At 67.4% G+C, this 13,785-nt stretch carries 15 protein-coding genes; 10 read left to right on the top strand and 5 right to left on the bottom strand.

Annotated elements, in window-relative coordinates; genetic code table 11:
* Positions 1–68: 68 nt before the first annotated feature.
* Positions 69–1,388, bottom strand: a complete 1,320-nt coding sequence (locus DVK07_RS04845; RefSeq protein WP_121596010.1) for a DUF362 domain-containing protein — start codon at positions 1,386–1,388, stop codon at positions 69–71.
* Between the two features lie 126 nt (positions 1,389–1,514).
* On the opposite strand from DVK07_RS04845, the gene DVK07_RS04850 reads away from it, so the two are divergent.
* The 3 genes from DVK07_RS04850 (at position 1,515) to DVK07_RS04860 (ending at position 5,188) form a co-directional block, all read left to right on the top strand.
* Positions 1,515–2,624: a mandelate racemase/muconate lactonizing enzyme family protein gene (locus DVK07_RS04850; protein ID WP_121596011.1), complete on the top strand. Its 1,110-nt coding sequence runs from the start codon at positions 1,515–1,517 to the stop codon at positions 2,622–2,624.
* A 22-nt stretch (positions 2,625–2,646) separates the two neighbouring features.
* A complete protein-coding gene (locus tag DVK07_RS04855; RefSeq protein WP_121596012.1) occupies positions 2,647–3,867 on the top strand; it encodes a mandelate racemase/muconate lactonizing enzyme family protein in 1,221 nt (406 codons plus the stop codon).
* 160 nt (positions 3,868–4,027) lie between these two features.
* A complete protein-coding gene (locus DVK07_RS04860; protein ID WP_121596013.1) occupies positions 4,028–5,188 on the top strand; it encodes an acyl-CoA dehydrogenase family protein in 1,161 nt (386 codons plus the stop codon).
* Positions 5,189–5,221: 33 nt separating this feature from the next.
* On the opposite strand, the gene DVK07_RS04865 is transcribed toward DVK07_RS04860, so the two are convergent.
* Both DVK07_RS04865 and DVK07_RS04870 read right to left on the bottom strand, forming a co-directional pair.
* Positions 5,222–6,181, bottom strand: a complete 960-nt coding sequence (locus DVK07_RS04865) for a D-2-hydroxyacid dehydrogenase (protein ID WP_121596014.1) — start codon at positions 6,179–6,181, stop codon at positions 5,222–5,224.
* Between the two features lie 67 nt (positions 6,182–6,248).
* Positions 6,249–7,562, bottom strand: coding sequence for an MFS transporter (locus DVK07_RS04870; RefSeq protein ID WP_121596015.1), 1,314 nt, complete (start codon positions 7,560–7,562; stop codon positions 6,249–6,251).
* Between the two features lie 118 nt (positions 7,563–7,680).
* On the opposite strand from DVK07_RS04870, the gene DVK07_RS04875 reads away from it, so the two are divergent.
* From DVK07_RS04875 to DVK07_RS04905, 7 genes are all read left to right on the top strand, one after another.
* A complete protein-coding gene (locus DVK07_RS04875; protein WP_121596016.1) occupies positions 7,681–8,073 on the top strand; it encodes a CopG family ribbon-helix-helix protein in 393 nt (130 codons plus the stop codon).
* Between the two features lie 84 nt (positions 8,074–8,157).
* Positions 8,158–8,772: an isoprenylcysteine carboxylmethyltransferase family protein gene (locus tag DVK07_RS22035; RefSeq protein WP_147441077.1), complete on the top strand. Its 615-nt coding sequence runs from the start codon at positions 8,158–8,160 to the stop codon at positions 8,770–8,772.
* Positions 8,714–10,156: a hypothetical protein gene (locus tag DVK07_RS23570; RefSeq protein ID WP_233565380.1), complete on the top strand. Its 1,443-nt coding sequence runs from the start codon at positions 8,714–8,716 to the stop codon at positions 10,154–10,156. The genes DVK07_RS22035 and DVK07_RS23570 overlap by 59 nt, the downstream gene beginning before the upstream one ends.
* 187 nt (positions 10,157–10,343) lie before the next feature.
* On the top strand, positions 10,344–10,484 hold the full coding sequence (locus DVK07_RS04890) for a DUF2080 family transposase-associated protein (RefSeq protein ID WP_121596018.1): 141 nt from the start codon (positions 10,344–10,346) through the stop codon (positions 10,482–10,484).
* 3 nt (positions 10,485–10,487) lie between these two features.
* Positions 10,488–11,750: an RNA-guided endonuclease TnpB family protein gene (locus DVK07_RS04895; RefSeq protein WP_121596019.1), complete on the top strand. Its 1,263-nt coding sequence runs from the start codon at positions 10,488–10,490 to the stop codon at positions 11,748–11,750.
* Between the two features lie 125 nt (positions 11,751–11,875).
* Positions 11,876–12,142 (top strand): AbrB/MazE/SpoVT family DNA-binding domain-containing protein, encoded by a 267-nt coding sequence (locus tag DVK07_RS04900; protein ID WP_121596020.1) that lies wholly within the window; start codon positions 11,876–11,878, stop codon positions 12,140–12,142.
* Positions 12,143–12,145: 3 nt separating this feature from the next.
* Positions 12,146–12,499 carry a type II toxin-antitoxin system PemK/MazF family toxin gene (locus tag DVK07_RS04905; protein WP_049908936.1) on the top strand — a complete coding sequence of 118 codons (354 nt, stop codon included), beginning with the start codon at positions 12,146–12,148 and terminating at the stop codon, positions 12,497–12,499.
* On the opposite strand, the gene DVK07_RS04910 is transcribed toward DVK07_RS04905, so the two are convergent.
* A complete protein-coding gene (locus tag DVK07_RS04910; RefSeq protein WP_004596730.1) occupies positions 12,496–12,789 on the bottom strand; it encodes a chorismate mutase in 294 nt (97 codons plus the stop codon). The genes DVK07_RS04905 and DVK07_RS04910 overlap by 4 nt on opposite strands.
* Positions 12,790–12,830: 41 nt before the next feature.
* Positions 12,831–13,730 carry a shikimate kinase gene (locus DVK07_RS04915; protein WP_121596021.1) on the bottom strand — a complete coding sequence of 300 codons (900 nt, stop codon included), beginning with the start codon at positions 13,728–13,730 and terminating at the stop codon, positions 12,831–12,833.
* Positions 13,731–13,785 lie beyond the last annotated feature (55 nt).

A 13,785-nucleotide genomic window follows, 5' to 3' on the forward strand; every position in this document is an offset into this window, starting at 1 on the left:
TCGGCCCGACGGCGTGGCGGGTTCCACACGACGGGCGAGCAGCGCGGTTCGGCCGGACGACGCGACCGCTACGCGTCCGCGTCGCCGTCGACCGCCGCCTCGATCTCCGCCGTGCCGTCGTCGAACCCGACCGTCTCGCGTCCGACCACTTCCGCCGCCTCGGGGAGGTCGTCGACCACGGCGTCGGAGACGCGGAACTCGCCGAGGTCCTGCGTGTTCCGGATCCAGACGATCCGGACCGTCTCGGGGTCGTACCCGCCGAGCGCCGCGAGCGCGGTCCGGAGCGCGAACTCGTCGTCGGGCGCCACCACCGGGAGCTTCGACTTCGCGAGCGACCCGCTCGTGAGCGCGTTCGCGTAGGTCTTCTTCAGGTCGAGCTGGCCGACCGCGCGCTTCCGGGTGAGGTCCGCGAGCCCGATCCCGTTGCCGTTCCCCTTCGTCGCCTCGGTCAGTCCCCGCACGTAGATGAGGTCGATGTCGGGCGTCTCCGGGTCGGGCGCGTTGAGGACGCGGTAGCGACCGATCACGTTCGTGTCCATCCCGGCGCCGGAGATCTCCTTGCCGATCTCGTCGATGACGAGGAGGTCGACGTCGTCGACCGGGAGCGTCGGCATCTCGTCGTACGCGCGCTCCAACAGCGCCGGCTCGCGGTCGAGGAACGAGCCCGCGGGGACGGCCTCCAGGTGACCGATCTCCTCCTCGAAGTTCTCCACGAGCGCGATCCCGCCGACCATCGGGGTCTCCCGCTCGATGACGTCGAGCGCGGCCGTCAGCGTCTCGACGTACCCCTCGGCGATCGCCGTCGAGTGGAACGACTTCGCGCCGCGCTGCTTCCCGAGGCCGACGACGGTCATCTTCGCGAGCCCGCTCTCGATCGGCCCGGTGAAGTTGGTGTGGGCCTTCACGCGGTTCACCACCAGCACCGCGTCGGCTTCGAGGGCCGCCTCCGAGAAGTACACCGGCGTCTCCGCGTCGCCCACGGAGACCGTGTCCAGCTCCGCGGCGTCCATGCGCGCGTCGATCGGCGCACCGACCGTCTCCTCGGTGATCCCGAGCGCCGCCAGCACCTCGCGCTGTCCCTCGGCGGTCGCGCCGCCGTGGCTGCCCATCGCGGGGACCACCACGGGGTCGAAGCCGCGCTCGGCGACCTCGTCGACGACCGCCGCAGCGACCTCGTCGATGCGGTCGATGCCGCGGCTGCCGACCCCGACGGCCACGGTCGCGCCGGCCGGGAGGTCGTCGAGGTCGAGCGCGTCGAGCGACCCCCGGGCCGCCCCGACGGGGTCGTCGAGGCGTTCCGTGCGCGGCTCGTATCGCACCCGCGCGAACCCGGGGAGCGGCTGCGGGTCGATGAGCCCGTCTACGTCGGATCGGTCGGGAAACTCCATGTGGGGGCCCTCGCGCCGCCGGTACAAAAGCTGCGGGTGGCCGGCGTCGGCGAGGTCGCTGTCGCCGCGGCTGAGAACATTGCCGATACAGCGGTCTACTTGTACCCGTGTGACGCCGCACCACCCATGCAGATAACAGAAGTCGAGTCGTTCCCGATCAAGCTGCCGCTGGAGTCGCCCGTCTCCTTCTCCAACCGGACGCTCACCTACCGGGACCACGCGATCACGTACGTGCGGACGGACACCGGCCACGAGGGGGTCGGCTACTCGCTGGGGTACGAGGGGGCGGGCCTCATCGCCGACGCGGTCGAGTCGCTGCTCGAACCGCTGCTCGTCGGCGAAGACCCACGCGACACCGAGCGCCTGTGGCACGAGATGTACGAAGGGAACGTCCAGATCGGACGCACCGGCCTCTTCTTGCGCGCCATCTCGACGGTCGACATCGCGCTCTGGGACGTGAAGGCGAAGGCCGCCGACATGCCGCTTCACAAGCTGCTCGGCGGGCATTCCGAGTCGGTGCCGTCGTACGCCAGCGGCGGCTACTACCGCGATGAGAAGGGCCACGAGGCGCTCCGCGGCGAGATGCGGCGCTACCTCGACGAGGGCCACGACGTCGTGAAGATGAAGGTCGGCCGCCTCTCGGCCGACGAGGAGGCCGAGCGCGTCGCCGCCGTGCGCGACGAGATCGGCGACGACCGGACCCTGCTGCTCGACGCCAACGGCGTCTGGGAGTCCAGCACGGAGGCGCTCCGCAACTGCCGCGCGTTCGCGCCGTACGACCCGTACTTCATCGAGGAGCCCGTGATGATCGACCGCGTCGACACGATGGCGGAGGTGAACGACGGGCTCGACTACCCCGTCGCGACCGGCGAGCTGGAGGGGACACGCCACAGCTTCGCCCGGCTCGCCGACACGGGCGCGGCGACGATCCTCCAGCCCGACGTCACCGTCTGCGGCGGCGTCACGGAGTGGCTGAAGATCGCCAACCACGCCTCGGCGTACGACATCCAGATCGCGCCCCACTACAACTGGAACATCCACGCCTCCCTGCTCGGGGCCATCGAGAACGGGCTCTGGGTGGAGTACTTCTACCGCGACATGGACGTGAAGGCGTTCGACGACGTCGTCGCCGATCCGGTGAAACCCGGCGACGACGGCACCATCGACCTCCCCGACCGCCCCGGCCACGGCGTCCCGCTCGATAAAGACGCGTTGGAACGGTTCAGAGACGACTGACTTCCCACTCCACACAACACACATGCGAGACTACTCAGACCAGATCGACACCCGCGACCCGGACCGAGACGTACAGATCACCGGCCTCGACGCCTGCGTCGTCGAGGGGAACTTCGAGTGGAACCTGATCAAAGTGGAGACGGACGCCGGCGTCACCGGGATCGGCGAGGCGTACCGCGGCGGCGGCGTCCCGGAGCTCGTCGAGTACACGAACCGGTTCCTCGTCGGCGAGAACCCGCTCGACGTCGAGCGATTGGTGCGCTACATCTTCCAGGAGATGTCGGGGCACGGCGGCACGACCGGGAAGGTCGTCACCGCGGCGTCCGGCATCGAGATCGCGCTGCTTGACGCCGCCGGGAAGATCCTCGGCCTCCCGGTCTACCAGCTGCTCGGCTCGAAGTACCGCGACGAGGTCCGGCTCTACTGCGACTGCCACGCCGGCGAGGCGTACGCGGTCGAGGACGGCGCGACCGCCTACGCCGACGCCGAGGCGTACTCCCCCGAGGCGTACGCGGCCGAGGCCGCGCGCGTCACCGACATGGGATTCTCCGCGCTGAAGTTCGACCTCGACCTGCCGGCGGACAACGAGAACGACCCGTACAACGGGCGCCTGACGAACGCGGCGATCCGGGAGAAACGGGAGATCGTCGCGGCCGTGCGCGACGAGATCGGGTACGACGTCGACCTCGCGTTCGACTGCCACTGGGACTACTCCGTCGAGAGCGCGAAGCGGCTCGCCCACGAGTTAGAGGAGTTCGACCTGATGTGGTTGGAGGACCTGATCCCGCCGGAGAACATGGAGGCGCAAAAGGAGGTGACGAAGGCGACGCGGACCCCGGTCGCGACCGGCGAGAACCGCTTCCGCGTGTTCGAGCTGTCGGACCTGATCTACGACCACGGCGTCGACATCGTCACCCCCGACCCGACGACCGTCGGCGGCCTCACGGAGACGATGCGGATCGCCGACCGCGCGGAGGAGAACTACATGCCGATGTCGCCGCACAACGTCTGTAGCCCGGTCGGGACGATGGCGTGCGTCCACCTCGGCGCCGCGACGCCGAACTTCGACCTCTTGGAGTACCACGCGCTGGAGGTCGACTGGTGGGACGACCTGCTGGCGCGCGACGAGCCGCTGATCGAGGACGGCCGAATCGAAGTGCCCGAGACCCCCGGGCTCGGGATCGAACTCGACATGGACGTCGTCGAGGAGCACCTCCTCGACGGGACCGACGGCTGGGACTGAGGCGTTCTCGGCCGGAATATCTGTTCGGCCACGGTCGCGGCACGGCCCGTGCTCGGACGGCCGGCCCTCGAATCCGTTCAAGCGGCTGACGAGACCGCCGATTTCGGTCGAGTGACCGACACAACTATACTTATTTATCCTTGGGATCGCAAGCGATCGTATGCTGGATTACTTCGACATGGAGTCGACCCTGTCCGAGGAGGAGCGCCTGCTCGTCGACTCCGCGCGATCGTTCGTCGACGGCGAGGTCCCGGACATGGGAGAGCACTGGATCGAGGGCACGTTCCCCACGGAGCTCATCCCGAAGATGGGCGAGATGGGCTTTTACGCGCCGAACCTCGAGGGATACGGTCTCCCGAACGTCAGCGAGACAGCCTACGGGCTCCTGATGCGCGAGCTGGAGGCGTGCGACTCCGGGCTCCGCTCGATGGCGAGCGTCCAGGGCGCCTTAGTGATGTACCCGATCCACGCGTTCGGCAGCGACGAGCAGAAAGAGGAGTGGCTCCCGAAGCTCGGCGCCGGCGAGGCGGTCGGCTGTTTCGGACTCACGGAGCCTGAGCACGGCTCGAACCCCTCGGCGATGGAGACGATGGCCGAGCCCGACGGCGACGAGTACGTCCTGAACGGCTCGAAGACGTGGATCACGAACTCCCCGATCGCGGACGTCGCGGTCGTGTGGGCGAAGGACCACGGGGAGGAGGGGACGCCCGTCCGCGGGTTCCTCGTCGAGACCGACCGGGACGGCGTCACGACGAACAAGATCGACGAGAAGCTCAGCCTGCGAGCGTCGATCACCGGCGAGATCAGCCTCCAGAACGTCCGCGTCCCCGCCGAGAACCGCCTCCCCGGCGTCGAGGGGATGAAGGGGCCGCTGTCCTGTCTGACGCAGGCCCGGTACGGAATCGCGTGGGGCGCAGTCGGCGCGGCGGCGGACTGCTTCGAGGTCGCGCGCGAGTACGCGACCGACCGCGAGCAGTTCGGCAAGCCGATCGGCGGCTTCCAGATGCAACAGGAGAAGCTCGCGGAGATGGCGACGCAGATCACGCTCGCGCAGCTGCTCGCCCACCGGCTCGCGGACCTCAAGGAGGCGGGCGAGATGCGGCCGCAACACGTCTCGATGGCGAAGCGGAACAACGTCCGCACCGCCCGCGACCAGTCGCGCATCGCCCGCGAGATGCTCGGCGGCAACGGGATCACGGCCGACTACTCGCCGATGCGCCACATGGCGAACATGGAGACGGTGTACACCTACGAGGGCACCCACGACATCCACACCCTGATCCTCGGCGAGGACCTCACCGGGCTTCAGGCGTATCAGTAGGGAGCCCCTCTGCGATCCGTCCGAACCCCGTTTTCACGCCACCTCATTCTTTAGCCCCTCGTACGAGCCGGTCTCTGCGATCCGTTCGAGGTTCTCGACGAGGACGTCCGCGCGCCGCTCCCAGTAGCGCGGCGTGTGGCCCGCGACGTGCGGCGTCAGGAAGGCGTTCTCGAACCCCCACAGGTCGTGGTCGCTCGGGAGCGGCTCGGGGTCTGTGACGTCGAGCGCGGCGCCGTGGAGCGCGTTCGACCGGAGAGCGTCCACCAACGCGGGCGTGTCGATCACACCACCGCGCGCCACGTTGACGACGACCGCGTCGGTCGACAGCGCGTCGAGCTCCGCCTCGCCGATCAGCCCCTCGGTCGTCTCCGTCAGCGGGCACGCGAGGACCAGCACGTCCGTCCCCGGCAGGGCGTCCGGGAGGTCGTCGTAGCCGACCACCTCGTCGGTCGAACCGCCCTTCTCCGGCGAGTAGCGAACCCCGATCGTGTCGACGTCGAACGCCGCGAACCGCTCCGCGACGGCCTGGCCGATCGCGCCGAGGCCGACCACCGTGGCGGTGCTGCCGGCGAGCTCGGTGAACGACTGGAAGCGCCGCCACTCTCGGCGCCGCTGACGGCGGCGCCCCTCGTCGAGCCGGCGCGCGAACGTCAGCACCCAGCCGAGGACGTGTTCGGCGACGTTCGGAGCGTGGACGCCCGAGGCGTTCGTCACCGCGACGCCGCGCTCGGCGAGCGCGTCCAGCGGGAGGTGATCGACGCCCGCGGAGTTACACGCGAACAGCCGGAGGTTCTCCGCGGCCGCGACCTCGTCGGCCCCGATACGCTTCCCGGCGACGACCGTCGCCTCGCGGAGGTAGCGGCGGTGTTCGTCCGGCGTCGCCGCGAGGCGCACCTCGCGGTCGGGGAGTCGTCGGGAGAGTAGCTCCGCGTAGTCGGCCGCGGGGATGCCGTGCGCGTGGTGGTCGAGGACGGCGACGTCGATGGCGGACATGGTCGACGCGCCGCGGGCGGCCGACAAAGCTCCCGGGGGTCGCGGTCATCGGAGCGGACGAGCCGCCCTACTCCGCCGTCCGTATCGGCGGCGATGCGCTCATCAGGAGCAGACAGGCGATCCCGACGCCGGCGCCGACGACGCCGGCGCCGACGCCGACCGCGCGGACCGCGGTCTCGAACCCGAGCGGACGGGTCGCCAGCGCGACGGCGGCGCCCATGACGATCGGAGTCGCCGTCGCGGCCGCGCGTCCCGTCCCCTCGCCGAGGCTGACCAGCCCCCCGCGCAGGTCCGGCGGCGGGAGCGTCGTGATGACGCTCCGGTAGATGGAGAGCACGAGCCCGAACCCGATCCCCATGAGCGCGACGCCGACGGCGGCGACCGGGAGCGACCGGGCGAGGAAGGCGAGCGCGAGCCCGGCGCCCATCGACAGGTTCGTCGCCACGAGCGGGTAGAGCCGGTCGTCGAAGACGTCGGCGATCCGGCCCGCCTGCGTCGCCGCGAGCGCGTACGTGAGGCTCGCGAGCGCCGCGAGCGCCCCCGCCTCCGCCGGCGTGTGGCCGAGCACGTCGACGACGAGGATCGAGTTGTACGTGAGGAAGCCGAACCACGCGACGTTCGCGCTCCCGCGGGCGACAACCATGGTCCACGCGCGGCGCTGGGCGACGAGCCCGCGCATGTCGCCGATCTGCGCCCGGATCCCCGCCTCGTCTCCCTCCCCGTCTGCCCCGTCTCCCTCCCCGTCCGTCCCGTCTCCCTCCCCGTCATCCCCGGATCCCACTCCGCCCGCCTCGTCGAGCGGCTCCTCGAAGTACAGGTAGACGACCGCCGCGATCGGGAAGGCGACGGCGTACAGCAGGAACGGGTACTGCCACGCCATCCCGACGAGCACCCCCGCGGCGAGCGGGAACGCCGTCTGGGAGAGCCCCGAACCGGTGAACCGGAGTCCCTGGGCGGTCGCCTCCTTGGTGCCCGCGTACAGGTCGCCGAGGCTGGTGATGATGATCGGCGTGAGCGCGGCGAAGCCGATCCCCTGGAGCGCGCGTAAGGCGAGCGCCGCGCCGAACGTCGAGACGAAGGCGACGGCGGTGCCGGTGAGTCCGAACCAGACGAGCCCGAAGAGCAGCACCGGGCGGCGCCCGTACCGATCGGAGACGACGCCCGCGATCGGGATGACGAATATCGACGGCGCGGTGAACGCCGACATCATGAGGCCGATGTTCGCCGCGGAGGCGCCGAGCGGCTCGACGAGGCTGCCCAGCACCGGCGAGAGGAGCGCGGTGCCGAGCGGCGGGAGGACGTTGATGAGCAACAGCAGCTGGAAGGGTCGCTCTCGAACGATCCCCGAGTCGGCGCCCGCGAACGACGAGAGCGATACCACGACCGGCCGCACGCCGTCGCCCGAGGTAAATCTACGCGTCGGGGAAGTCGGCGACGCGCCGGGACCTGACGGCGACTGATAGCGGCCCTCTTGTGTCCGCGGGTTCGACGGCGAGGTGATGCGAACGAGTTTCAACGTCCCCGACGGGCTGATCGAGGAGTTCGATCGGGCGTGGGGAGACGAGGGGATCGAGAACCGGTCGCGGGCGGTGCGAGAGGCGATGCGGGAGTTCGTCGAGTCGCACTCGCGGCTCGAAGACACCTCCGGCGAGGTCGTCGCGCTCGTCGGCTTCGACTACCGCCACCACGACGTGATCCGGGAGCTCCACGGCGCCCAACACGAGTACCAGGACGTGATCCTCAACACGAGCCACACCCATCAGGGCGAGTGGTGTCTCGAATCGCTGTTCTGCCGGGGAGACGCCGCTCGGGTCCGTAAACTGACGTACCGGCTCCGCGACTTCGACGCCGTTCGCCGCGTGAAGGTGATGCTGATCCGCGACGGCGACTGACCCCGGAGTTCCCGAGCGAGCGCGTCTCGACGCGGGACGGGTCCGGCCGACAGATCAAAACTGTCGCCTATCCAACTGGATTCGGTGTTCGAACTCGTCGCGTTCGCCGTCGCGGCGGGCTGCCTCCTCGGGCTCTCGGCGCTGATGGTCGTCTCCCTGCTCGCGCCCGAGCGTCGGCTCTGGCCCGCCGGCGACGACGAGCGGAAGCGCCGCGTCTACCTCGCGCTCAGTCGCCCGCTGCTGCCCGCGGTGTTCGCGATCGGCGTCCTCGACTGGGACGCCGGGCCGCTCGCGGCCCCCTGGCACCTCGTGGTCTGGGCCGTCGGTATCGTGGTCGCGTTCGCCGTCCTCGCGAACTCCCCGCTCGTCGCTGTGCTGACCGTCGAGTTCGCCGCGGTCACCGTTCTCCAAGTGCTCGCCGAGGAAGCTTGGCTCCGCGACACCTACGGCGACGCCTACGACGCCTACTGCGAGCGCGTGCCCCGATTCGTCGGCGTCCAGACGTTCACGCGCGCACTCGACGACTCTCTTAGACGCGAACAGGGAGCCACTCGCCGAGAAGCGGAGGGCGAACACGGAAGCACGGACGTCGGTTCCCGACGCAAAACCCCATCCCGGAATTATAAATATAGTTATGATTATGGCGCTCCTACTGTATTCGATAATGAGCTTCCGAAGGACCACCGACATCCTGCGTGATACGCCACACGAGACCGTTAGTCGCCGTCACCTCCTCGCGGTAGGGGGTGTCGTCGCGGTTGGGTCGCTCGCCGGGTGTCTGAGTCGCGTGGCGTCGGCGGTGACGAACACGGGGGCGTCGCCTGCGGCGGCGTTCGCGGGAACGCAGGCGGCGAGCGTGGGCGAGTTCGTCGTCGGTGAGCCGCACGTGAGTCGGCTGGCGCCGGCGGTGTCGGGCGGGCAGCTCGGAGACGTAGAGCTGGAGGGGTGGGTTACGTCGTCGCCGGTGATGGCGCAGAACCACAACTCGTCGCGGAGCAACGCCCCGGGAGAAGGATACGCTCGTGACGCCGACGCTGATGACGACGGACTCGATGACGGCACTGAGGACGCAGATGAGGAGCTTGAGCCGCTCTACGAGTACCTGGGTGGCGAGGCGATGGTCGCCGAGCGGTTTACGATCTGTTTGCCGGATGCGGAGGTTCCGGGTGGGAACGGGAGCATCCGTGAGGCGGTGACGCCGGAGCGGCTCATCGCCTATCTGACGAACGGTGATGGTGGTGCCCTGCTCTCGAAAGCCGATTCGAAGTTGCGCGCTGGGGAGGGTGGCGGTGATTGCGATGACGACGACCCGAGCAATCACCCGGGTGCGGTGTGCGGGACGACGCCGCACTTCGTTGCGGAGGTGTCTGAGCCGACGGCGACGGGCGGGAGCCTCGAGGTCGTTCGGAGCGAGGACGGGACGGCGACGGTCCTCAGTACGCCCCCGACGGCGGAGGACGCGTCCGCGAAGGTGTGTGTCGCTGCGGATGACGACCCGTGCGGTCCGGGCGTTTGGGCGCGGACAACCGAGTCTGGTTCGTCGACCGGTGTGTCGGTGTCTCAGGTGACGGTACAGCCGCCGCGGTGTCCGCGTCCGTTCCCGGCGTTGTTGTACGTCCAGCGGTGTGAGGGCAACGACCAGCTCGTGTACACGGGTGGGTGGGTCATCGACGACGCCGCGCTGTACGAGAATTCGGCGACGGTGTTGTCGATGGCTGGTCCGACGCAGGTGGTCGGTTTGGAGTGCTGTTTCGATTACGACAGTGACGGCGATGGGTTCGGCGACTTGGTGAAGCGGTCGGTGTCCGGGGAGCGTGGGCTGCGGGGTGCGCGGCTGGATTCGGGGAGCGTCGACGGGTTAGTCGAGGCGGGCGTGTTCTCGGAGTCGTTGTTCGACCCGGATGACCCCGTGGCCAACGCCTTCATTCGGTCTCGGTCCGATGGTCGGGGAGGGAACGTCGGAGAACTCCTCGTGACGCAGTTGGCGGTGGATGCGCCGGTGCTTCACTTGACGAGCGCGAGTCGGGCGTCGCAGGATGTGAAGTTCAAAGCGGGCGCGGAGCTGTCGAAGGCCGTAAACTGAATTACTCCCCTTTAGCTGAATGTAGGCGGTAAGCCCCCTTCCTCAAGGAGCAACGCAGGCCGAAGGCCGAGTAGCGCAGTAGGGAGGGGATACACCGCCGTCATCATCGTCAATACACTGTTTTATTCCCAACCCACAGGCCAACGCACCGACACAGTTATGTTGAAATAAAGTTTAAACACAGGTGATGGATAGACACGAAATCGAAGGCCACGAAGTCATCGACGGCGAGGTGAAAGCCACTGGCAACGGCGCACACGTCCTCGTCCCAAAACGGTGGCGTGGCGCAGACGTAAAAATCGTCAGAACCTCTGAGCCTGACGAGTAACCGATGAACTACAACTACAGGTATCGCCTCAAGCCGACAGAAGACCAGCGCGAGACGCTGGACTACCACCGCGATATCTGTAGACAACTCTATAACCACGCCCTGTACCGCTTCAACCAAATCCCCGAAGACGAGGGTACCGTCAAACAGCGTGTCCGCAAAATCCGTGACGAGCTTCCCGATCTCAAAGACTGGTGGGATGCACTCACTGATGTCTACTCGAAGGTACTCCAGCCCACCGTCATGCGGGTCGCCAAGAACGTCAAAGCTCTCGGAAACCTCAAAGAGCAGGGCTACAAAGTCGGTGAACTTCGGTGGAAGTCACCTCGGGAGTTTCGCAGTTTTACGTACAACCAGTCTGGCTTCGAACTCAACAGGAAGAGTGGGCAGACTGTGTTGTCACTGTCGAAACTCGCAGCCATCCCCATCGAGTTCCACCGACCGCTGCCTGACGACGCTACGGTCAAGGAAGTCACGCTCAAAAAGGAGAAAACTGGCGAGTGGTTCGCCATCTTCGGCATCGAGATGGACACAGAACCGCCAGCCAAGCCACCGCTGGAGGACATTGACACTGACGAGATGGTCGGGATTGACGTGGGTATTCTGAAGTATGCCCACGATACAGACGGCACAGCGGTCGAATCACTCGACCTCTCCGAAGAACGTGACAGGCTCGAATGGGAGCAACGGAAACTCTCCCGGAAAGAGCGTGGGTCGAACAATTGGGAGAACCAACGTCGGCGTGTCGCTGAGTGCCATCTCGCCATCAAGCGCAAGCGGAATGATTTCCTACACAAACTCTCGAACTACTACGCTCGGGAGTACGAACTGGTTGCCGTCGAAGACCTTGACGTCAAAGAGATGCTCGAATCGCCGCGAAACAGCCGCAACACGGCGTCAGCTGCGTGGACTACTTTCACCGACATGCTCGAAACGAAGTGTGAACGGGAAGGCACGCACTTCGTGGAAGTCGATCCAGATGGCACCACCAAAGAGTGCGCTCAGTGTGGCGTCGAAACCGACAAACCGCTGTGGGTTCGAGAACATTCCTGTCCTGCCTGTGGCTTCGAGGCAGACAGAGACGCAAACGCAGCGTGGAACATTCTCTCTCGCGGACTCACCGAACTAGGAGTGGGTCACTCCGAAGAAACGCCTGTGGAGACTGCGCTCCCTGCGGGAACTACCCCGGTTCCTGTAAAGCGTGTCGTGGAAGCAGGAAGCCCCTGCCTCAAGGAGCCGCCGAAAGCGGCGAGTAGGCAGGGGTAGTTCACGTAGCTGAAATCCAGTGTATCGCACCCTGAACGAAAGTTGCGCACGTCGCCGGTGGTCCCTCCCCTCTCAGCTCCTCTCCGAGCGAAAAGAATTTAGATATGAATAGGATATGAATACTCATGAGCAAGAACGAGGAACGTAAGGTCGGTGAACGAGGGCAAGTCACTCTCCCGAAAGAACTGAGAGAGAAACTGGGTATCCGCGGCGGGGACGAGGTACTGGTCCACGAAGAGGACGGGAAAATCACCATCGAAAAACCGCTGTCTCGTGAGGAACTCGCTGAGGGGTACCGACGACGCGCAGCAGAATCCGAAGCTCTCGCGGAGGAGATGGACGGCGTGTCTCGCGAGGCCGACGAGTACCTCGGTGATGTTCCCGAGTGGTAATCGATGGACGTTCGCCGCGGAGACATCGTCATCGTCGAACTTGACCCGACAGAGGGGTCCGAGCAACGAGGAACACGACCGTGTTTAGTCGTGCAAAACAACGTTGGGAACGAGAACGCGCCGACGACCATCGTCGTTCCGTTTACGACCTCGCGAGGAGACGAACTGTACCCATTCGAGGTACTCGTCTCGGCTGCCGAGTCTCCGCTCCGAGAGGACTCGGTCGCTCTCTGTAGTCAGATTCGCACGGTGTCCATCGAGCATCGTATTAATACCAGTCTCGGCTCAGTGCCGGCGTCCCGTATGGAGGAAGTCGACGAGGCGCTCGAATACAGCCTCGGTCTGAGAGAACTCTAGCGACTCTCCCGTTGCTCCACCTTGTTCAACTCGATCAGCAGCCGGAAGATCGCCTTCACCAGGTTCGCGTCCACGTCGAAGCGCTCGGCGTTCTCGCCGGCGCGCTCCATCACGCGCTCCTCCTGTCCCTCGTCGGTGGTCGGGAGGTCTCGCTCCTCCTTCACGGCCGCTACGGTGTCGGCGACGTACGTCCGGCGGGCGATCAGTTCGACTATCTCGCGGTCGATGTCCTCGATCTCGTGTCGCAGTTCGTCGAGGCTCCGGTCCTCCGCGTTGGGTGTGTCGCTCATTGGTTGGTAGTGGGGTCGGTGAGTTGTTTGGTCGCGGGCGGTCACTCGACGGCCGCGCCGTCGTTTCTGGTCGTCGTTCGCCGCAGCGCTCCGGGGCGGTCGCCCCAGGCGTCGGCGACCGCGTCGAGGTCGGTCTCGGGGTCGGCGGGGTCGGCGACGGCGACGACGCTGGGGCCGGTGCCCGACAGCGACACCGCGGTCGCGTGCGGCATCGCCTCCACCGCGGGGTCGGCGTCGAAGCCGAGCGCGGCCGAGAACGCCAGCCCGTTCACCGTCATCGCCTCGCCGTACCGCGCGTCGAGCGCGAGGTCGGCGACGAGGTCGGCCATCGGCGCCACTGCCTGACAGCGCGCCACGTCGGCGTCGGCGCTGTACGCCCGCTCGGGCGGGGTCCAGACGAGGACCTCCCAGTCGACCGCCTCGCGGCAGCGCAGTTCGTCCGCGTCGTTGTCGGTGACGGTGACGCCGCCGAGCATCGACGCGGTCGCGTCGTCGAACGCGCCCGTGACGGTGACGCCGGCCTCCCGGGCCGCGCGCACGCCGAGCCGGCAGGCCTCCAGACGGGTGACGTCGACCGCGGGGTCGCTTGCGCGGTCGCCATCGCCGACCACGAGTCCGAGCGCGTCGCAGGTCGCGAGGACGGTCGCGTTGGCGGCCGCGCTGGAGCTCTTGAGGCCGGCCGCCAGCGGCACGTCGCTGTCGGTCCGGACGCGACCGCCCTCGCCGTCGCCCCAGCGCTCGGTCGCGAGCGCGACGCAGCGCTCGATCAGGTCGGTGTCGGCGTCGGCGTCCTCGGCGATCTCTCCGTCGACGCCGTCGGCCGCGGGGTCGAGTTCGACCGTCGCGCGCGTCTCGACGTCGATGCCGAACGCCGCGCCCGTGCCGGTCGCGAGCGCGTTCAACACCGTCCCGGCGCCGAGCGCCGCCGCCCGTCCCTCCATGGGTTCACGGCTCGCGAGCGCGGACAAAGAGGTAGCGATCACGGCGAGTCTCTCC

The organism is Halorubrum sp. Atlit-26R (genome assembly GCF_003666015.1).
In the GTDB taxonomy this organism is placed as follows: domain Archaea; phylum Halobacteriota; class Halobacteria; order Halobacteriales; family Haloferacaceae; genus Halorubrum.

Excerpts from the sequence above, each read along its gene's own strand:
- DVK07_RS04890 (WP_121596018.1), top strand. The coding sequence starts at position 10,344 with ATGGATAGACACGAAATCGAAGGCCACGAAGTCATCGACGGCGAGGTG.
- DVK07_RS04865 (WP_121596014.1), bottom strand. The coding sequence starts at position 6,181 with ATGTCCGCCATCGACGTCGCCGTCCTCGACCACCACGCGCACGGCATC.
- DVK07_RS23570 (WP_233565380.1), top strand. The coding sequence starts at position 8,714 with ATGGCGCTCCTACTGTATTCGATAATGAGCTTCCGAAGGACCACCGAC.
- DVK07_RS04895 (WP_121596019.1), top strand. The coding sequence starts at position 10,488 with ATGAACTACAACTACAGGTATCGCCTCAAGCCGACAGAAGACCAGCGC.
- DVK07_RS04915 (WP_121596021.1), bottom strand. The coding sequence starts at position 13,730 with ATGGAGGGACGGGCGGCGGCGCTCGGCGCCGGGACGGTGTTGAACGCG.
- DVK07_RS04905 (WP_049908936.1), top strand. The coding sequence starts at position 12,146 with ATGGACGTTCGCCGCGGAGACATCGTCATCGTCGAACTTGACCCGACA.
- DVK07_RS04875 (WP_121596016.1), top strand. The coding sequence starts at position 7,681 with ATGCGAACGAGTTTCAACGTCCCCGACGGGCTGATCGAGGAGTTCGAT.
- DVK07_RS04860 (WP_121596013.1), top strand. The coding sequence starts at position 4,028 with ATGCTGGATTACTTCGACATGGAGTCGACCCTGTCCGAGGAGGAGCGC.
- DVK07_RS04845 (WP_121596010.1), bottom strand. The coding sequence starts at position 1,388 with ATGGAGTTTCCCGACCGATCCGACGTAGACGGGCTCATCGACCCGCAG.
- DVK07_RS04900 (WP_121596020.1), top strand. The coding sequence starts at position 11,876 with ATGAGCAAGAACGAGGAACGTAAGGTCGGTGAACGAGGGCAAGTCACT.
- DVK07_RS04850 (WP_121596011.1), top strand. The coding sequence starts at position 1,515 with ATGCAGATAACAGAAGTCGAGTCGTTCCCGATCAAGCTGCCGCTGGAG.
- DVK07_RS04855 (WP_121596012.1), top strand. The coding sequence starts at position 2,647 with ATGCGAGACTACTCAGACCAGATCGACACCCGCGACCCGGACCGAGAC.
- DVK07_RS04910 (WP_004596730.1), bottom strand. The coding sequence starts at position 12,789 with ATGAGCGACACACCCAACGCGGAGGACCGGAGCCTCGACGAACTGCGA.